The 18455-nt window shown below is 70.4% G+C and carries 16 protein-coding genes and 9 pseudogenes; 6 read left to right on the top strand and 19 right to left on the bottom strand.

From position 1 onward, the window contains the following. Positions 1-12: 12 nt before the first annotated feature. The 3 genes from ACF09J_RS18060 to rpmB all read right to left on the bottom strand — a co-directional run bounded on the left by ACF09J_RS18060 (position 13) and on the right by rpmB (position 1892). Positions 13-936 carry an NAD(P)/FAD-dependent oxidoreductase gene (locus tag ACF09J_RS18060; RefSeq protein WP_361421654.1) on the bottom strand — a complete coding sequence of 308 codons (924 nt, stop codon included), beginning with the start codon at positions 934-936 and terminating at the stop codon, positions 13-15. Between the two features lie 414 nt (positions 937-1350). Further along, positions 1351-1656, bottom strand: a complete 306-nt coding sequence (rpsN, locus tag ACF09J_RS18055) for a 30S ribosomal protein S14 (protein ID WP_392306396.1) — start codon at positions 1654-1656, stop codon at positions 1351-1353. Then, positions 1656-1892, bottom strand: coding sequence for a 50S ribosomal protein L28 (rpmB, locus tag ACF09J_RS18050; protein ID WP_361421660.1), 237 nt, complete (start codon positions 1890-1892; stop codon positions 1656-1658). The genes rpsN and rpmB overlap by 1 nt, the downstream gene beginning before the upstream one ends. 132 nt (positions 1893-2024) lie before the next feature. On the opposite strand from rpmB, the gene ACF09J_RS18045 reads away from it, so the two are divergent. Both ACF09J_RS18045 and ACF09J_RS18040 read left to right on the top strand, forming a co-directional pair. Next, positions 2025-2282 (top strand): type B 50S ribosomal protein L31, encoded by a 258-nt coding sequence (locus ACF09J_RS18045; RefSeq protein ID WP_392306556.1) that lies wholly within the window; start codon positions 2025-2027, stop codon positions 2280-2282. Further along, positions 2279-2408, top strand: a pseudogene (locus tag ACF09J_RS18040) (cobalamin biosynthesis protein CobW); the annotation flags it as partial. The gene ACF09J_RS18045 and the pseudogene ACF09J_RS18040, both read left to right, overlap by 4 nt. A 74-nt stretch (positions 2409-2482) precedes the next feature. Here ACF09J_RS18040 and ACF09J_RS18035 read toward each other — a convergent pair. From ACF09J_RS18035 to ACF09J_RS18005, 7 genes and pseudogenes are all read right to left on the bottom strand, one after another. Next, positions 2483-2704: pseudogene (locus tag ACF09J_RS18035) on the bottom strand (hypothetical protein); the annotation flags it as partial. Positions 2705-3033: 329 nt separating this feature from the next. Further along, positions 3034-3428, bottom strand: a pseudogene (locus tag ACF09J_RS18030) (permease); the annotation flags it as partial. A gap of 194 nt (positions 3429-3622) precedes the next feature. Next, entirely contained in the window at positions 3623-4795 is a 1173-nt protein-coding gene (locus tag ACF09J_RS18025; RefSeq protein ID WP_392306395.1) for a GTP-binding protein, read from the bottom strand. A 6-nt stretch (positions 4796-4801) separates the two neighbouring features. Then, positions 4802-4972: a 50S ribosomal protein L32 gene (gene rpmF / locus ACF09J_RS18020; RefSeq protein ID WP_392306394.1), complete on the bottom strand. Its 171-nt coding sequence runs from the start codon at positions 4970-4972 to the stop codon at positions 4802-4804. Between the two features lie 150 nt (positions 4973-5122). Further along, positions 5123-5863: a metal ABC transporter permease gene (locus tag ACF09J_RS18015; RefSeq protein ID WP_392306393.1), complete on the bottom strand. Its 741-nt coding sequence runs from the start codon at positions 5861-5863 to the stop codon at positions 5123-5125. Positions 5864-5913: 50 nt separating this feature from the next. Further along, positions 5914-6018: pseudogene (locus ACF09J_RS18010) on the bottom strand (IS5/IS1182 family transposase); the annotation flags it as partial. A gap of 80 nt (positions 6019-6098) precedes the next feature. Next, positions 6099-7343 carry an IS110 family transposase gene (locus ACF09J_RS18005; protein WP_392306392.1) on the bottom strand — a complete coding sequence of 415 codons (1245 nt, stop codon included), beginning with the start codon at positions 7341-7343 and terminating at the stop codon, positions 6099-6101. Between the two features lie 661 nt (positions 7344-8004). On the opposite strand from ACF09J_RS18005, the gene ACF09J_RS18000 reads away from it, so the two are divergent. Then, positions 8005-8454, top strand: a complete 450-nt coding sequence (locus tag ACF09J_RS18000; protein ID WP_392306391.1) for a DUF2690 domain-containing protein — start codon at positions 8005-8007, stop codon at positions 8452-8454. Positions 8455-8688: 234 nt separating this feature from the next. Here ACF09J_RS18000 and ACF09J_RS17995 read toward each other — a convergent pair. Then, positions 8689-8922 (bottom strand): annotated as a pseudogene (locus tag ACF09J_RS17995) (RidA family protein); the annotation flags it as partial. Beyond that, positions 8901-9206 (bottom strand): annotated as a pseudogene (locus ACF09J_RS17990) (DUF190 domain-containing protein); the annotation flags it as partial. The pseudogenes ACF09J_RS17990 and ACF09J_RS17995, both read right to left, overlap by 22 nt. A gap of 392 nt (positions 9207-9598) precedes the next feature. Here ACF09J_RS17990 and ACF09J_RS17985 point away from each other — a divergent pair. From ACF09J_RS17985 to ACF09J_RS17975, 3 genes are all read left to right on the top strand, one after another. Further along, positions 9599-10138, top strand: a complete 540-nt coding sequence (locus ACF09J_RS17985) for a hypothetical protein (RefSeq protein WP_392306390.1) — start codon at positions 9599-9601, stop codon at positions 10136-10138. Beyond that, on the top strand, positions 10135-11676 hold the full coding sequence (locus tag ACF09J_RS17980) for a multicopper oxidase family protein (RefSeq protein WP_392306389.1): 1542 nt from the start codon (positions 10135-10137) through the stop codon (positions 11674-11676). The genes ACF09J_RS17985 and ACF09J_RS17980 overlap by 4 nt, the downstream gene beginning before the upstream one ends. 206 nt (positions 11677-11882) lie before the next feature. Beyond that, positions 11883-12242, top strand: a complete 360-nt coding sequence (locus tag ACF09J_RS17975) for a hypothetical protein (protein ID WP_392306388.1) — start codon at positions 11883-11885, stop codon at positions 12240-12242. A 282-nt stretch (positions 12243-12524) separates the two neighbouring features. Here the strand turns inward: ACF09J_RS17975 and ACF09J_RS17970 are convergent. The 7 genes and pseudogenes from ACF09J_RS17970 to ACF09J_RS17940 form a co-directional block, all read right to left on the bottom strand. After that, positions 12525-12720: pseudogene (locus ACF09J_RS17970) on the bottom strand (IS5/IS1182 family transposase); the annotation flags it as partial. A 462-nt stretch (positions 12721-13182) separates the two neighbouring features. After that, complete coding sequence (locus ACF09J_RS17965; RefSeq protein WP_392306387.1) at positions 13183-13437, bottom strand: hypothetical protein; 255 nt, start codon at positions 13435-13437, stop codon at positions 13183-13185. A gap of 490 nt (positions 13438-13927) precedes the next feature. After that, positions 13928-15349, bottom strand: coding sequence for a sensor histidine kinase (locus ACF09J_RS17960; RefSeq protein WP_392306386.1), 1422 nt, complete (start codon positions 15347-15349; stop codon positions 13928-13930). Then, positions 15346-15510, bottom strand: a pseudogene (locus tag ACF09J_RS17955) (helix-turn-helix domain-containing protein); the annotation flags it as partial. The gene ACF09J_RS17960 and the pseudogene ACF09J_RS17955, both read right to left, overlap by 4 nt. Before the next feature lie 106 nt (positions 15511-15616). After that, positions 15617-15973: pseudogene (locus ACF09J_RS17950) on the bottom strand (sensor histidine kinase); the annotation flags it as partial. A gap of 85 nt (positions 15974-16058) precedes the next feature. Further along, positions 16059-16877, bottom strand: coding sequence for a rhomboid family intramembrane serine protease (locus tag ACF09J_RS17945; protein ID WP_392306385.1), 819 nt, complete (start codon positions 16875-16877; stop codon positions 16059-16061). A gap of 160 nt (positions 16878-17037) precedes the next feature. Further along, a complete protein-coding gene (locus ACF09J_RS17940; RefSeq protein WP_392306384.1) occupies positions 17038-18447 on the bottom strand; it encodes an FAD-dependent oxidoreductase in 1410 nt (469 codons plus the stop codon). Between the last annotated feature and the right edge of the window lie 8 nt (positions 18448-18455).

Genomic DNA, 18455 nt, shown 5'->3' with positions numbered 1-18455 from the left:
CGCACTCCGGGGTCAGCCGCCCAGGCCGGCGTCCTCGCGGAAGAGTTCCTGGTCCAGCCAGACCGCGGCACGGGCGCCGTCGGCGGCTCCCGTGATCACGAAGGTGAGGGCGTCCGGCAACGCCTCCAGACGGGCGGTGTCCCCGGCCGCGTACACACCCGGCACGGACGTGCGCTGGAACTCGTCCACCCGCACACAGCCGTCCGGCAGGATTCGGCACCCCAACTGCTGGGCCAGCAGGGAGTGCTGGCGGGTGGGCGCCCGATGGTAGACGCCTTGCCGTTCGAGGACCCGGCCGTCGGCGAGGACCAGGCGGAGTGCACCTGCCTCGCCCTCGATCCGGGTCACGGCCGTCTCCTCCACGGTGATACCGGCATCGGCGAGCTTGCCCGCGGCCTGTTCGGGCACCGGGTGCCCGTTGGTGCACACGACCACGTCGTCACTGAAGCGGTCGGCCACGTACAGGGCCTGCATGACCTGCGGCAGTTCATGCCCGAGGACGGCCAGGCTCATCCCGCTGGTCTCCCAGCCGTGGCAGAACGGGCAGTGGTACACCCCCCGGCCGAACAGCGCGGACAGCCCTTCCACTTGCTCGTCGAGCTCGTCGACCTGCCCCGTGGCGAGGACCAGTTTGCGGGTCCGCTCCACCGCGCCGTCCGTCAGCGTCAGGGCGAACCCCGGCGGCTCGGACACGGCGGCCGTGACGGTCGCCTCACGTACGACCACGTTCGGGTAGGCGCTGAGCTGCTCCCGGCCTATGCGGCGCAGTTCTGCGGGCGGGAACCCGTCACGGCTGAGGAACATGTGCATCTGCGCCGCGGGCGCGTTGCGCGGGCGGCCCGAGTCCAGCAGGAGGACCCGCCTGCGCTGACGCCCTGACACCAGCGCGGCGTTGAGGCCCGCAGGCCCGCCGCCGACCACGATCACGTCGTACATCGTCTGTCTTCCTCCGTAGTACGCCACTGTAGCTCTGATAATAATTATCATTTTCAGTTACCGGCTGGCGGTGGGGAAGGCGAGGAACACAGGTACGGGGGCACTCATGCCGCATTTTCGATGTGGTCGCACAGGCCGAGCCGCGGCACGGCGCGGACTACGTCGACGCTGCCGGTGAGGAAGGGGTCGTGGCGTGGGCGCTGGGCGGCGCGGAGACCCCCGGACTGGCGGCGGCCTATGAGGACGTGCGGCGACGCGGGGTCTGGTGCGGCTGGAGTGCTCTTCCCGCGCTCCGCCGGGCGAGTGCTTCCGGCTGGTGCTTCGCTGCTCGGGGGTGCGCACGGTTCGCCGTTGCTCTGGGACGGCCGTCCGGGCACGCCAGGCGTGCCCGGACGGCCGAGGAAGCGGTGTGGGTCACCAACTGCTCTTGGTCACGCCGGGGAGTTCGCCTGCGTGGGCCATCTCGCGTACGCGGATGCGGGACAGGCCGAAGGCGCGCAGGTGGCCGCGGGGGCGGCCGTCCACGGAGTCGCGGTTGCGCAGGCGCGTGGCGCTGGCGTCGCGGGGCTGTCGGCGCAGTTCCCTCTGGGCGGCGGCGCGTTCGTCGTCGGACGCCTGGGGTGACGAGGTGATCGCCTTCAGTTCGGCGCGGCGCGCGGCGTAGCGGGCCACGACGAGGCGCCGCTTTTCGTTTTTCGCGATCTTGCTCTTCTTTGCCATCAGACCTTCCCGCCCCGGGCGCGGATGCGGGCCACCGCGGCCTCGATGCCGATCGTGTCGACCGTCTTGATGCCCTTGGCGGAGAGGGTGAGCCGGACGTGGCGGCCTTCGCTCGGCAGCCAGTAGCGCTTGCGCTGGATGTTGGGGTCGAAGCGGCGCTTGCTGCGCCGGTGGGAGTGGGAGATGTGATGGCCGAAGCCGGGCTGTCGATCGGTGAGTTGGCAGTGGGCGGACATGTTTCCTCCTCGTCGCGTGGATCGTGGTCCCGTGTGCGGTTCTTGCGAGGTCGGGCGATTGCGACCCGGTACGGGGCAGCACAGTAGCAGCTAGATGAAAATGAAAACCAATCTCTTGTGGCGCTGAGAGCCGTGAAGCCCGGAATCCACCCCGCCTACCGCCCGGTCGTCTTCCGTGACCGGGCCGCCGACTTCGCCTTCCTCACCCGGTCGACGGCCACGAGCGACAGGACCGTCGAGTGGGAGGGCGGCAACACCTACCCGGTCATCGACGTCGAGATCTCCTCGGCGAGCCATCCCTTCTACACCGGCACCCAGCGGGTCCTGGACACCGCGGGGCGCGTCGAGCGCTTCGAGCGGCGCTACGGCCGCGGACAGGGCCGGCAGTGAGCAGGGACCAGGCGCGGCTGCCGGTCGCGATCGTCGCCGGGTTGCACGCCGATGCCCGCCGGGCCGCCGTCGAGGAGATCCTGCGCACGGTGCCCCGCTCGGTCGCGCTGCACCACGACCTGTCTGACCGCCTTCGCGTCCAGCAGCGGGGGCCAGGCCGCCGAGGAGCCCAGCCTGCCCTTGGGGTGCCAGATGCCCGTGACCGTCACCCACGTGTCCGTCGCCGGGGCGTCCACGCCGCGGACCTCCACCTTGCTCGTGGTCGCGTCGGCCGCGCAGCACGAGACCAGGAGCCGGGTGATGTACCACGTGCCGTCGCCCCCGTGAGTGACGAAGCCGGTCAGCCGGACCGTACGGCCCTTCAACGAGCGATCGCTGTCGTAGACCGCCTGGGAGGTGAAGGCGGCGACGCTCAGGTCCACCGGGTCGCCGGACGGCAGTGGCGGGAACGTTCCGACGCCCTGGGCCGCGCGCTGCGCGTCCTCCCGGTCCGCGCTGTAGGAGCCGAGCGCGGGAGGACCCGCACGGGCACGGGCACACCCACACGACCGGCCCGCGCCTCGCCTGGCTGCTCGCCCTTCCCGCCACCGCGCTGCAGCACGGCCTGCCCGTACCGCCTCACAGCAGCCACCACCCCACGAGCACACTGCTCACCATGGCGACCACCCAGGTCGCCGACGAGAACCGGATGGTGAATGCGCCAGCAGCAGAACCGACAGCCAGAGCGATCCGGTGAAGAGGTCCAGGACCTAGCGGCCGGGGCGACCCCGCGCCGCATCAGGCTTCTTGCCACCGGTACGGACGCGCACTCGCACCCGGGCAGCACCGCTCCGGCCGCCCCCGCTGCGGGCACGGCGAGCGCCGGGTTCCTCGGCAGCAGCCGACTGAAGACGCGCTCGGGCACGAAGGCGCCGATGGCCGCGGAGACCAGCGTGCCCAGCAGGAAGGGGATTCCCTGGACGACGACGGCGGTGAACACCGTCCACCAGGCGGCGACGGGCGGGGTGTAGAGGTCGAGTGCGATCACTGGCCGAGGACCAGCGCGACCGCGACGATCGTGGCGAGCGCGAGGCCGCCGACGACGACCTGCACGAGCGTCCGGACGGCGAGGCGGACGGTGTCGAGGAACCCGTACCGGCTCTCGATGTACTCCTGACCGCTCACGTCACTCGCTTCGCCGTGCGACACCACGCACGCGCCGCATGGTAGCGACGGAGGCTGTGCGCCGGTCTCTTCGGGGCTCCGGGCGTACCGGTCCTCACCCATGGCGGTCTGGCGGATCGGTGTCCGTGCCGGGCCGGGCGGCGCCGTGGCTGCGTTCGCCGCCCGACCCGGGGTCCTCAGACGCCCGCCACGGGTTCGGGGTGCTCGTGCTCGCAGGTGTCGTCGATGCCGTAGGTGTCCCAGGCGGGGAACGGGTCGACGGGCGGCAGGCTCTCGCCGTCGGTCATGAGGCAGTCGGTCAGTGCCGCGTGCAGTGCGTCCGCGTGCAGATGCGTGCCGATGAAGACCAGTTCCTGGCCGTCGCGGCTGTCGGTGTCGCGGGCGGCGGAGGGCTCGAAGCGTGCGACGGAGCCGGCCTGTGACCACAGGCCCGTCACCTGCGGGCGGCTGGCCAGCGTGAAGAACCCCTTGGAGCGCAGGATCTGCCCGTACGCGCCGCTGTCGAGCTCCTGGGTCACGAACGTCCACAGCCGATCGGGGTGGAACGGCAGTTCGGCGCGGAAGACGGTCGAGGAGATCCCGTACTCCTCGGTCTCGGGGACGTGGTCGCCGTTGAGCTCCATCACCCATCCGGGGGCCTGTTGGGCGCGTTCCAGGTCGAACAGCCGGGTGCCCAGTACGTCGGCGGCCTGCACGCGGCCGTGGACGGCCGGGACGACGCGCGCGACCGGATTGAGGCGGGTGAGCGTGGCCCGCAGCCGGTCCGCCGACTCGTCGTCGACGAGGTCGAGCTTGTTGAGCACGATGACGTCGGCGAACTCGACCTGGTCCATCAGCAGGTCGCTGACGGTGCGTTCGTCGTCCTCGTACTGGTCCAGGCCGCGCTCGACGAGCTCGTCGCCGCTCGTCAGCTCGGGCAGGAAGTTGGCGGCGTCGACGACCGTGACCATGGTGTCCAGGCGGGCGATCTCGCCGAGGGTGGCGCCGTCGTCGCGGGCGAAGGCGAAGGTGGCGGCCACCGGCATGGGTTCGGAGATGCCGGACGACTCGATGAGCAGGTAGTCGAAACGGCCCTCGCGGGCCAGCCGGTCGACCTCCTCGAGCAGGTCGTCGCGCAAGGTGCAGCAGATGCAGCCGTTGGTCATCTCGACCAGGCGTTCCTCGGTGCGCGACAAGGCGGCCTCGCCGCCGCGCACCAGGGCAGCGTCGATGTTGACCTCGCTCATGTCGTTGACGATGACCGCGACGCGCAGTCCCTCGCGGTTGCCGAGCACGTGGTTGAGGAGAGTCGTCTTGCCCGCGCCGAGGAATCCGGACAGGACCGTGACGGGCAGTCGGTCGTAGCGCATGAACGGTCAGCCCTCGGGGCGCAGCAGGCCGCGCTCGTACGCCTTCACCAGCCGCTGGGGCACCAGGTAGGGGACGCCGTCGACGGTGACCGGCACGAGCGCCGGGGTGGCCGCCTTCCACTGGGCGCGGCGGTGGCGGGTGTTGCTGCGGGACATCTTGCGCTTGGGCACGGCCATGGGGTCCTCCTGGATCGGTGAGCACGCAGGACGCTACATGAAAACGAATCTCATTACTAATTGGCCGCGCCGGCTGACGAGCCTGGGGAGTGGGCGGCAGCGCGTGCGTGCGGACGCGCACACCCGTCGGCCGGCAGGCGCTCCGGTCGGTCAGGCGGATTGCGGCGTCGGCCTCCTGGCTCCCCACCGCCGGGCGCGGTAGCTGCCCGTCAGTCGGCAGACGGCGTAGAGGGTGAACGAGATCGTCGTGACGTAAGGGCTGATGGGGATGCTGCTGCCCAGTGCGAGCAGGATGCCGCCCTCGATCGAGGCCACGGCGAAGACCACGCTGAGCACCGGCAGCAGGACCGGCGATGCGGTTACCCGGGCGGCCGCCGCGGCGGGTGTGGTGACTAGGGCGAGGACCAGCAGCGCGCCGACGGCCTGTACCGACAGGGCGATGACGAGTCCGAGCAAGAGCATGAAGGCGATCGACAGGCCACGCACCGGCACCCCGCGCGCCTCGGCGACGTCGGGGTCGGCGCTGGCGAAGGCAAGCGGTCGCCATATGGCCGCGAGGACGATGAGTACGACGCCGGAGGTGCCGAGCAGCCAGGTCGTCTGGGGTGTGTCCACGGCGACGATCTGGCCGGTGAGGAGGCCGAACTTGTTGGCCGCCCGGCCCTTGTAGAGGGCGAGGAAGAGCACGCCCAGGCCCAGGCCGGACGCCATGATGATGCCGATCGCCGAGTTGCGGTCCCGGGCCCGCGCGCCCAGGACGCCGATCGCGCCGGCCGCGAGGAGGGAGCCGGTGATCGAGCCCGCCACGATGTTCGTCCCCAGCAGGAGCGCGACCGAGGCGCCCGCGAAGGACAGTTGGACGCGCTCATCCCCAAGGACACGAACATCCACGTGGTGCTGGACAACGGCTGGCGGGAGTCCGGTGCCTGGTCGGCCGCCGACACCCGGTCCTCCAACGGAAGCGGCCACGGCCGGCCCTTGCGGACCGGATCGGCTCCCTCACGCCGCAAGGCGGTGATCAGCTTGTTCACCTCTGACGCGTAAATAGGAGCACGTCAAGGTGCATGTGGGCACGGCTGGGTGCCCGGTCGCCGTGGAGGCTGTCGGGTATCCGGGCTCGGGGCGGTCAGGCTGGGGTTCCCATTGGGTTGAGCGTGACGGTGTAGCCGAGCTGGTTCAACGCGGTGATCGCTCGACGGGTGGCGCGTTCAGGGTCGCGCTGGGTGAAGTAGGCACCGCCGAGCTCGTGGTACGGCTTGTGATCGGTGAGCATGTGCCAGACCGCGGTGATGATTGAGTGTTCGACGGCGACCAGGGCCTTCAGCGGGCCGCGACGTGCGGCCAGCCGCTTGTAGCGGGCCTGCAGATAGCAGTCCTTGGTTCTCGCCGCGCTGAACGCCGCGAGTCCGAGAGCGCCTTTGAGGTAGGGGTTGCCGGGCCGGACCTTGGTGCTCTTGGTGCGGCCGGCGGACTCATGGTGGCCCGGGCAGACCCCGGCCCAGGAGGCGAGGTGCTTGGCCGAGGCGAACCGGGCCATGTCCCCGCCGGTCTCCGCGATGATCACGTCGGCGACTCCCCGGTTGATTCCGGGGATGGTGTCGAGCAGGTCCAGTGCGGGACGAAAGGGGGCCATCGCCTCCTCGATCCGCCCCGTGAGCTGGTCGATCATCGCGGTGAGCTGGTCGTACTGGTCCAGATACAGCCGGGCCAGGAACGCGTGGTGTTCGCGGAAGCGTCCCGTGAGCGCCTCGGTGAGCTCGGGGATCTTGCTACGGAGCTTGCGTTTGGCCAGGTCGGCGAGGATCTGCGGGTCGCGCTCTCCGCGGATGAGGGCTTCGAGCATGGCCCGGCCGGAGACGCCCATGATGTCGGAAGCAACCGCGGACAGTTTGATCCCGGTGTCCTCCAGCAGCTTCTCCAGGCGCTGGACCACGCGGCCGCGTTCGCGAGTGGTGACAGTGCGGGCTCGGGTCAGATCCCGCAGCTCACGCACCGGTTGTGGCGGGACGAAGGAGGGGCGGACCAGCCCGTGGGCGCCGAGCTGAGCCAGCCAGGCGGCATCTGAGACGTCGGTCTTGCGGCCGGGCAGGTTCTTAACCTGGCGCGCGTTGACCAAAATGACGTTCAGATCCTCGGCCAGCACGTAGTAGTAGGGCTTCCAGTAGTCCGAGGTGGCCTCGATCACCACCAGGGTCACCTGCGCGGCAAGCAGATGATCCCGCAGGGCGAGGACCGCATTGGTCGTGGCGCCCCAGGTCGTGGTCTCGGTCGTGAACGACCCCCGGCGCCGGGCATTCGGCGTACGGATGCACACCTTGGCGTCTTTCTTGCTGATGTCCATCCCCGCGCAGCGTTCGTGCAGCACGTCCACGGCCCGCTCCTTCCATCCATGAAGGGCCAGGAGGAACGCCGTCCCGGGAGGGCCAGGGTGAATCAGGAATTCTGACGCACGTGCTCACAGCAACGCTCCACGGTCCCCGTGGTCGGCCCTCAGCACCATGCTGACCAGCGAGCTGCACAGCATCACAGAGGCATCGGTTTCGGCCGGAACGAACACTTCATGATCCCGAACGGGGCCAGTCCCTCGAAAGGGCAGACAGAAGCACCTCCGGCGCGCGCCACAGCATTTACCACGCCCCCGGCGCGCACCGAAGGTGCGCTGGACTGCTGACCAGCAGTTACGGGACAGCCTCTAGCCTCCGCGCCTCGCGGCCCCGAGGGGTCCGCCGGGTGCGCCGACGGCTGCGCTGGCGGGGTGGCGCTCCCGGATTGGGAACGATTGACGCGATCAATTCTGGTCATCTGCTTGCCATTTCTGCGCCAATCTCTATGGAAGATCAACCTTTCTTGCCCGGAAAAACCTGTAAATGCCCAAAATATTTTCCCTGGTTATGCCGGCAGCACGGCAATAAGGTCAGCTGCGGGCGCCCGCGCGATCAGCGGGATCAGGGGCGTCCGCCGCCTCCGCTCACCGCCGGTCCGCGGGCCTGCTCTCGCAGGCGCGGGGTCGGCTCGTCCTTCAGGAGAAGTACGTGAAGACCGCAGCCATCCGTATCGCCACTGTCTCCGCGGCCACCGTGGCGCTGGGCCTCATCCCGTTGGCCGGCACCTCGTACGCGGCCGGCTGCAGCGGTAGCGGCTGTGACAACCAGGGGCCCAAGGCGACAGCGTGCGAGACGGCCAACGTGTCCACCGAGCGCACCCTCATCAACAACGGCCGCAAAGCCGAACTGCGCTGGTCGGTCGGCTGCCAGGCCGCGTGGGTCCGGGTCACCGGCACCGCTCAATCTTTCTACAACTCGTTCGGCTACATCGAGAAGTACGACTCGGCCGGCAAGCTGATCCGCTCCCTGGACGTCCGCATCCCGGACTCCAACAGCATCGACTGGTCCAACATGCTCGGCGGCGGCAGCTACTACTACCGGGTCTGCATCGCGTTCGTGGGCAACGAGTACCCGATGACCTGCAGCACCAAGTTCTGACCGGCACCCCGGCCCGCTGAGCCCGCGGGAGGCCGCCGCACTGCGGCCTCCCGGCCGGTCCGCGAAGGGCCCCGGTCCGCCTTTCCCTCTCGTCATCCCTTCCGCGCGAGCAGCTCCACACCCGTGTGCCCGGCACACGGGTGTCCGCGGCCTGCCCACGCAGTGCGGGCCCGCCCTCCGGCACGGCGACTTCACCAGCAGGTGAGCCCCCCGACCCGGTCCGCGGGTGAGCGCCTACCCGGGCAGGGCCGCTGTGAGGTCGACCTCGATCAGCTGTCCGGGGAAGCCGAGTTGGGCGACTCCCAGCAGCGTGCTCGCGGTGGTGAACGCCGACCCAATGACCGATCCGGTCAAGCGCTGCCAGGCAGTACCCAGAACCGCGACATCGCCGCTGACCACATAGATCACCGAGCGGACGACGTGATCCGGACGGGAGCCCACCGCGCTCAGGGCGTCGGCGTTGGCTGCGTGTGATCTTGGCCGGGCATGCAAGCACCCGGAGCAACCCCACCCGCTCCAACACGGACCATGAGCCCGACCCTCCACGAACTTGCGCGGAGCAGCACTAGCTGGGGCAGGAAGTCCCGGACCCGATCGGCGGCGTCCACGATGACGATCGCCACCGGCAGATCCTCCCTCAGCGACAGCAGCCGCGAGGTGTGGACCAGCGACGAGGCACCGAAGCCTTCCACGCCGCAGAACACCGGCGCACCGACCAGCCCGGCCTTGCGCGCACGGTGCACGATCTCGGTTGAAGATGTCGAAGGCGTAGCTGCTGGCCAGGGTGACGGCGGCCGCTCCGATGATGCCGGCGTCCGGCAGGACGATCGCGAACAGCACGCCCAGCGGCCGAGAGCGTCGGCGACTCCGGTGGCGTCGGTGAGGGGCTTCGGGCGGCGGTGCCCCGGACCGCGAAGTCGGCGATCATGATCGCGGCGGCGATCCGCTGCGGCTCCTGCCACAACCGCCGTGAGCGCGAAGCCGGCTGATGGGTCGGAGGCGTCGCTGTGCCGCCCTCCGCGATGCCCCGTAGGGGCCCGGTCCGGGGAGCGAACGGCTCGGCCCCGCTGTGTCCAGGTGTAGACGCGCATGAGGGTGCGGACTACGGTTGCGTGCTGATCATCCGCTGCCGAGGGGGACGTCCATGCAACCGTCGTCGGCCGCCGCCGAGCCGGGTGGCTCCGGCACACGCGGGTCGCCGGACGCGCGACGGCACCCCGCGTGGGCCCGCGGGGCACTGCGCGCGGTGACGACGGTGCACACGGCGACCCTGTTCACCCAGGCCGTCCTCGCCGGGCGGTTCCTGTCCGGCGACTACGACATGCTCACCGCGCACGCGGTCAACGCCAACGTCATCGTCGCCGTCGGCCTCGTGCAGGTCATGGTGGCAGTGCTGTACTGGCGCCCGGGCCGCGGTCCGGGCTGGCCGGCCGCGGTCAGCGCCGTGCTGCTCGTGGGCGAGGCCGGGCAGGCCGTCCTCGGCTACCAGCGGACCCTGGGGGTGCACGTCCCGCTCGGCGTGATGCTCATCGCCGCCGGGCTGCTGCTCCTGGTCCAGGTGTGGCGCCCCCTGCCCCGGGGCCCCGTCCCGGCCACGTCCGGTGACGCCGGGTCAGCGTCCGGGAGGGTGCCGCCGCCCGGCACGTCCCCGGAGACGTCGCGGCCCGCACAGGAGGTCTCGTGAGGCCGGCGATACCGCGCCGCCGCCTCCTCGGCGCCCTGGGTGGCGCGGCCGCCCTGGCGGCGGTGGGCACACAGATCCCGCGACTGGCCGCCGGCGTCCAGACCGGGGAACTGCTCCGCAGCCTGCTGCCGCTGCCCTCCCCATACCAGGTGCCGCTGCCGGTCCCGCCGGTGCTGACCCCGCGGCAGGACGCCACCACCGACTACTACGAGGTGACGCAGAAGGCCGCCACCCAGGAGATCCTGCCCGGCCACACCACCGCGATCTGGGGGTACGAGGGGACCTTCCCCGGACCCACCCTCGTCTCCCGCAGCGGCCGGCGGACCGTCGTCCGCCACCGCAACACGCTTCCTGTGCCCGCCGTCGTGCACCTGCACGGCGGCCGCACCCCGTCTGCCAGCGACGGCTACCCCACCGACCTGATCGTGCCGGACGGGTTCACCGGCCCGCTCCCGCACCACGACCACCGGGCCGCCCTGGCCCACGGCTCACGCGACTACGAGTACCCGCTCCAGCAGCGGGCCGCCACGCTCTGGTACCACGACCACCGCATGGACTTCACCGGCGCCTCCGTCTGGCGCGGACTGGCCGGGTTTCATCTCGTACACGACGACGAGGAGGAGGCCCTGCCCCTGCCGCGCGGGGACCGGGACATCCCCCTCATGATCACCGACCGGGCCTTCGAAGCCGACGGCTCCTTCCGCTACCCCGCGACCGACCCAACCCTGCTGCACACCCCGGGCGTGCGGCCGGACTACGTCGAAGGGGTCCTGGGCGACGTGATCCTGGTCAACGGCGCGCCGTGGCCCGTCCTGGAAGTCGACGCCGCCCGCTACCGGCTGCGCATCCTCAATGCCTCCAACGCACGCCGCTACCGGCTGGAGTTGGACCCCCAGCCCGCGGGCGGTGGCGCCCTGGTGCAGATCGGCTCCGACGGCGGTCTGCTGGCGGCCCCGAGAGCGCACGACGCGATCGTACTGGCGCCCGCGGAACGTTTCGACGTCGTCGTCGACTTCTCCCGCTACCGGGTCGGCGAGGAGGTCACCCTGGTCAACCGGCTCGGCAGCGGCACCACCGCCGCGGTCATGCGCTTCCGGATCGCCCGGCGCGCCCCCGACGACAGCGCCGTGCCCGCCCGGCTGTCGGACATCGAGCGCCTGGACCCGGTCCGCGCGACGGCGACCCGCACCTTCGCCTTCCGCGACCAGGGCGACGAGGGCTGGACGATCAACGGCCGCCCCTTCGACCCGATGCGGGCCGACGCCACCCCCCGGCTGGGCGCGCTGGAGGTCTGGCGGTTCACCAGCGACTTCCACCACCCGGTTCACCTGCACCTGGTGCACTTCCAGGTGCTCGCCCGCAACGGCGAGGCCCCCGGCCCCTACGACGCGGGCTGGAAGGACACCGTCGACCTGACCCCGGGCGAAGCGGTCGCGGTCATCGCGAGATTCACCGGCTACCGGGGGCGTTTCGTCTTCCACTGCCACAACCTGGAGCACGAGGACATGGCGATGATGGCCAACTTTGAAGTCGTCTAGTCTGTGCCCTGACCAAATGGACGATGGTTCTTGTGTCGCCTCGTCATGCTTGCGTCCACGCTGCGGCTGCAGCCCCGCGACGGAACTGGTCGGGGAGCCGGAGGATAAAGCCCTGCCTGAGGGGATTGACAGGGCTGCCAACCACTTGGAACCTGATGCATCACCATCGAAGGCGGGGTTCCCACGTGCCGCACACAAGCGCCCGGATGAAGGTCAGTTGGGTCTGCTTGGCTACCGTTGGTGCCGGCATCCTGATCTTCGGCATCGTCACGGTCGTAGCGCCAACCTCCCCGGACAAACCACTCATGCGCGCCGTCGGCATGGCGTCGATCGGCATGGGCCTGTTCGGGATGGCGACAACGCTGGGCCCGTTCCGCCGTCAGGAACGCTGGGCGTGGCTCACGCAGTGGTTCTATCCGGTCTTCTGGGTGGTGCATCTGGTGGTTCGCCTGCCGCCGGGCAAGGATCACGTCCATCAGGTGGTGTTCATCGTGCTGTCGCTCGTGGGTTTGCTGCTGCCAGTCCGTGAGTTCTTCCCACGTCTGTGGCAGCAGAGCCGAGGTTGATGATGAAGTACAGCAACCGACGGTGATCGAACAGCGCCTCTGAGGAACAGCGTGGCGGCCTCCATGACCTTCGTTGACCGTAGCGCCAGGGAACAAGAGGGTTGCCCCAAGTGGAGACGGTCTGGCCTCGAGCCAGGCCGTCTCAGTTACCGTCTCATGGGGCCATCAGCAGAGATCGTTTCCCCGCGTTCACTCGCCCATGAACGCGGGTGAAGGGCAGGACCGCGCAGCCTTAGCCGCCGCCGGATCCCAGTCAGGCTCGGTGGTGGACATCCCGGGTGAGCGGGTGAGACGGCGGGTCATCAGCGTGATCGCGGCCCAGGCGATCAGGGTTTCGGAGTGCTGGATGAGCCGTTCGTAGTCGCGCGCATGCGGCGGGAGTTCATCGTCCAGACCGTTGGGAGCGTTCGACGACCCAGCGGCGGCGCAGCAAGACGAACCCGGAGGTGTCCAGCGGGCGGGCGACGGTCTTGACGGTGAACTTCCGCAGGTCAGGACGTCAACAGTCGCCGCGGACTGTTACCCGGGGGGCGTGCGCTCAGCGGCTGCCGCCGGTGGAGCCGCTCGAGTTCCCCGCGCAGCGATCTGTGGCAGCTACTGAGGGGACGCCAACCGTCCAGCGCGTGGCATTTGCGCCTTCACTCCGGCAGTGCCCGCAGGCCTCGATGCCTTCGCTCAGCGCTCGCAGGGCGACCCCCGGGGTACGCCTTCCCGGCGCTTACATGCCAAATGCAAACGCCATGTGGACGGCGACAGGCGGAGTGCCGCGGTTCAGGCCGCCTTCGGTGTGGCCGGCCGGGCCTGCTCGCCGCGTTGGCGCTCCTCCTTGCGGCGTTCGGTTATGGCGATCTGCTGCCGTACTCGGTCGAGGGTGAGGACGAGCCATGTGGGGCGCGCCCGCTATGAGCGCGCCCCTCTTGGGTTCCAGCGGCAACCGCTATCAGCGCACGATGATCACGACGGGGCCGCCGCCGAAGTCGTGGTCGAAGCGGTGGTGGAAGCGGAACCCGCCATGGTCGAAGTCGTGGTCGAAGCGGTGGTGGAAGCGGAACCCGCCATGGTCGAAGTCGTGGTCGAAGCGGTGGTGGAAGCGGAACCCGCCGTGGTCAAAGTCACGATCGAAGCGGAACCCGCCGTGGTCGAAGCAGCGCCAGTCGTCGCCGAAGCACCGGCTGGTGGTCACATGGGTGTGCACGGCTGGGGCTGCTGCTGCGGCCGTGCTGGCTGCGCCGATTGCAGCGCCGCCGGCCATCAAAATGGCGGCTGACGTCGCGACGAGACGCGTAGCGCCTTCTACTCGCATGGTGAATGCACTTTTCCTTCTGCCGCGTCGGCCTGTGTGGCTGGGCGGCGTGGTCTTTGCGGCACGAAAGGGATGACTGCGGCCGCGAGGGAGCGGCACGGTCGTGGGCCTCGCCCCGCGCGTTCGAGGAGCACGTCTCACATCCAAGATCCCCGCTGCACGGGAACCAGCGACCAGGGAACGTATCCCCAGGTTGCAGCTTTGCTTCGGTTACGTAAGCGGCGTCTTTTTGGATTGCCGTTTGGTGAAAAAAACGGTGTGGCACGGCCTGCCGGAATGCTGTCAGAGACTCAGCGTGACAGCGGCACCCCGCACCCGAACGGACACGGACCGCACATCCATAGGGCCGTCGACTCTCGTATCCGCGGCCTGTGGCCCGCCGTCATGGTGCTGTCGAAACCGCCCTCGCTGATCGAGACGGTCCGCTCCCGCCGCGCGACCGGCCGCTGACCGCCGGACGCAGCCGCACCCCGACGTCCAGCCCCGAACCGGGTGAGGCATTCAGGGTGATGTCGCCGCCGGAGGCGTGCACCAGGTGGCGGACGATGGGCAGACCGAGGCCGGTGCCGTCGTGGTGGGAGCCGGAGGCGCGCCAGAAGCGGTCGAAGGCGCGTGCCCGGTCGGCCTCGGTCATGCCGGGGCCCTGGTCGATGATGTGCAGTTCGGCGCCCTGGGTGCGGTGGAGGGTGATGGTGGTGCCGGGTGGGGAGACGCGAAGGGCGTTGGCGACCAGGTTGTCGATGATCTGCTCAAGTGCCCCGGGGATCGCCCACACCCGGCCGGCCGGGCTGCCGGTGATGGCCAGGGTGACGTACTGTTCCGCCGCCAGTGGCTCCCACGTGGCGACGCGGTCGGCGATGACGGCGTCCAGGTCGACCGGTTCGGCAGTGGTGGCGGTGTTCTCCAGGCGGGCCAGGGCGAGCAGGCCGTGGACCATGCGGTTGAGGCGTTCGACCTCGGCGACTGCCTCCTCCAGGCTTTCGTGGGCGCGTGGGTCGAGGTAGGGCTCGAAGTTCTCCAGGCGTAGGCGGAGTGCGGTCAGCGGGGTTTTCAGCTGGTGGGAGGCTTCCGAGGCGAACGCCTGCTGGGCTTTGAGCAGGTGCTGCAGCCGGATGGCGGTGTGGGTGAAGGAGGCGGCGAGGCTTCGGAGTTCGGGCGGGCCGGTGGTGGCGTCGGGCGGGTTGTCCAGATGGCCGTCGGCGAGTTGGGTGGTGGCCTGTTCCAGGGTGCGCAGGGGGCGGGTGATCCAGCGGGCGAGGGTGAAGGCGGCCAGCGCGACGGCGGCCAGGATGCAGGCCCCGGCGAGGGCGAGGGCGCCCCAGATGTTGTGGATGCGGCCGGTCACCTCGGCCATGGGGTAGGTCAGGCGGAGGGCGCCGCGGATCGTGGTGCCCGAGGAGCCGGGCATGGTTGCGGACAGCGCTTCGCTGCCGTCGGTGTCCGTGGTGGTGGTGACGGTGGGCCGGTTGCGCAGGGCGCGGGCGATGTCCGGCTGGGCGGCGAGGCTCACGCCGGTGCGGCCGGCCGGCTGGGAGTCGGCCAGGACGATGCCCTGCTTGTCGGTGACGATGACCCGGCCGCCGGTGCGGGTGGCGTAGTCGCCGACCACATCGGGCAGCACGCCGAAGTTGCCCTTCTCGATGTTCTCCTCGGTGATCTCGGCGAGCATGGAGGCGTCGCGTTCCACGTTCTGGGAGGCACGGGAGATCTCTCCGCGGGCGTAGATGTAGCCGAGCGGTATCTCCAGTCCGGCCAGGACCAGCAGGGCCAGGGCGAGATAGCTGAGCAGCAGGCGCCGGGTCATCCGGCCGCCTGGGACGCGGTGTCTTCGCCGGGGATGGTGAGGCGGAAGCCGACCCCACGGGCGGTGGTGATCCACGCCGGATCGCCGAGCTTGCGGCGCAGGGCCGCGACGTGCGCGTCGAGAGTCTTGGTGGGGCCGAAGTAGTGCCCTCCAGCAACCGCCCAGCAAACGGAGAGCAGGAGCCCAGCAGACGACCAAAGTTTCACCACCGATGCCAGCAGGTGGTGAACCACTCTGGACGGGACGGCCGGTTGGGTGTGTCGGCTGTCAGCGGGCGCGCGGGAGTCTGACCTGGAAGAGCGCGCCGCCGTCGGGTGCGTCAGAGAGGGTGAGTGCCCCGCCGCGGCCCTGGACGACGTCGCGTGCGATGGCCAGGCCCAGGCCCGCGCCGCCGTCGTCGCGGCCGCGGGCCTCGTCGAGGCGGACGAAGCGTTCGAAAATACGCTCACGGTCGGCCCGGGCGACGCCGTGACCGTCGTCGGCGACGCTCAGAACGATCGCGTCCCCCGCCGCCTGCACGGTCACGGTGACCGCGGTGGCGGCGTGCCGCTGGGCGTTGTCGAGCAGGTTGCCGAGCACGCGGGAGAGCTGGGTTCGGCTGCCCTGCACCTCCAATCCGGCGTCGTCGACGGTGATGGCGGGCGCGATGCATCGCTAATGCAAAGCCGTTCAGGTTTTCCTTGCGCGGCCTGGTCCCTCGCGTGTGGTCCTACCAGGCCCGTCGCGTCTGCCGTCCGAAGAGGATGCCGCGGGGTTCGGGCGGTGGGGGAGTGCCCGGTTTGAGGGGCCAGGCGAGCAGCATGCCCACGATGAAGCCGACCACGTGGGCCAGGTACGCCACGCTGCCCGACTCGGCGACGGCCTGGCCGGAGGAGTAGAACGCCTGGAGCACGAACCAGGAGCCCAGCACCACCCAGGCCGGAAGGCGTAGCGGCAGGAAGATCAGGAAGGGGACGAGCACCCACACGCGTGCCGTGGGATACAGCAGCAGGTAGGCGCCGAGCACGCCCGCGATCGCCCCGGACGCGCCGATCAGGGGCTCGGCGGAGTCCGCGTTGAGCAGCGCGAAGCCGTACCCGGCCGCGTACCCGCAGACCAGATAGAACAGCAGGTACCGCACATGGCCCATGCGGTCCTCGATGTTGTTGCCGAAGATGAGCAGGAACAGCATGTTGCCCAGCAGGTGCAGCCAGCTCCCGTGCAGGAACATCGCCGTGAGGACCGACAGCACGGGCGACTTGTCGTAGGCGGGCGGCGCCACCACGCATCCCGGGCCGTGGACGCCCACCCCGACGGCGCCCGTCGGGACCAGCGACGGGAGCTGACCGTGGATCAGCTCCCTCGGCACCAGTGCCCACTGCTGCGTGAAGGCCTCCAGATGGCAGAGCTGCGCCAGCGAACTGCTGCCCGTGACGGATCCGGCGATGCCGGGCGTGAGCAGGAACACGACGAAGTTCGCGGCGATCAGCGCGTACGTCACCCACGCGGTGCGCCGCACCGGGTTCAGATCATGGACGGGAATGACCACAGAAAAGTACTGCCCGCGATGCGCTCGCCGAACCGGTGAACGCCGCCGTCCGCGTGTACGTATCCCTCCTCGACCGCCCGCGGCCCGGGGAAGGCGGGCCGCGCGGCGGACCACTCGTCCGGTCCGCCCGCTGCCACGGCCGGCCGGAGCGGCACAGGGCTCACGGCGTGCTGTCGCGGACCTTCGCCGCGGCCTTCCGGGCCGCCACGAGCACCGGATCCCACACGGGGGAGAACGGTGGCGCGTAGCCCAGGTCCAGGGCCGTCATCTGCTCCACCGTCAGACCGGCCGTGAGGGCGACCGCGGCGATGTCGACCCGCTTCCCCGCGCCCTCACGGCCGACGATCTGCACGCCCAGCAGCCGGCCGGTACGGCGTTCGGCGATCATCTTGACGGTCATCGGGGAGGCGCCGGGGTAGTAGCCCGCGCGGCTGGTCGACTCGACCGTGGCCGTCTCAAACCGCAGGCCCACCCGGCGGGCGTCCTTCTCGCGCAGCCCGGTGCGCGCGATCTCCAGGTCGCACACCTTGCTCACCGCGGTGCCGACCACGCCCGGGAAGGTGGCGTAGCCGCCGCCGGCGTTGGTGCCGATGATCTGGCCGTGCTTGTTGGCGTGGGTGCCCAGCGGGACGTGGCGGAGCTGTCCTGAGACCAGGTCCAGGACCTCCACGCAGTCGCCGCCGGCCCAGATGTTCTCGTGGCCGCGCACCCGCATCGCCCGGTCGGTGAGCAGGCCGCCGTGCGCGCCGACCGGGAGCCCGGCCGCCCGCGCGAGCGCGGTCTCCGGGCGTACCCCGATGCCCAGCACGACCACGTCCGCCGGGTACTCGGCGTCCGCGGTCGCCACCGCCCGGACCGCCCCGTCGTCGCCGGTGAGCACCTTGGTCACCTCGGCGTCGTCGACCATGGTGATGCCCAGGCCCGTCATGGCCCGGTGCACCAGGCGGCCCATGTCCGGGTCGAGCGTGGACATCGGTTCCCGGCCGCGGTTGACGACCGTCACCTCGTAGCCGCGTTTGATGAGCGACTCCGCCATCTCGACTCCGATGTAGCCCGCCCCGATCACCACCGCCCGGCGGCCGCGCGCGCGTGCGAGCGTGTCCAGCAGGGCCTGGCCGTCGTCGAGGGTCTGCACCCCGTGCACGCCGGGCGCGTCGGCGCCGGGCATGTCGGGCCGGACGGGGCGGGCCCCGGTGGCGATCACGAGCTTGTCGTACGACGTCCAGGTCTCCGCGCCGGAGTCGACGTCCCGCGCGCGCACCCGGCCTGCGGCCACGTCGATCTCCGTCACCTCGGTGCGCATCCGCAGGTCGATGCCCCGCGCGCGGTGCTCCTCGGGCGTGCGGGCGATCAGCCGGTCCCGTTCGTCGACGTCGCCGCCCACCCAGTACGGGATGCCGCACGCCGAGAAAGAGGCGAAGTGGCCGCGTTCGAACGCCACGATCTCCAGCTCGTCCGGCCCGCGCAGCCGGCGTGCCTGCGACGCCGCGGACATCCCCGCGGCGTCGCCGCCGATCACGACAAGGCGTTCCTTCGTACCCCGGCCCTCACGCGCAGCGTTCACGTCCATGCGCCCAC

The sequence above is a fragment of the Streptomyces sp. NPDC014889 genome, assembly GCF_043081205.1.
Classification (GTDB): domain Bacteria; phylum Actinomycetota; class Actinomycetes; order Streptomycetales; family Streptomycetaceae; genus Streptomyces.
This window is presented reverse-complemented; position numbering and strand designations above follow the sequence as displayed.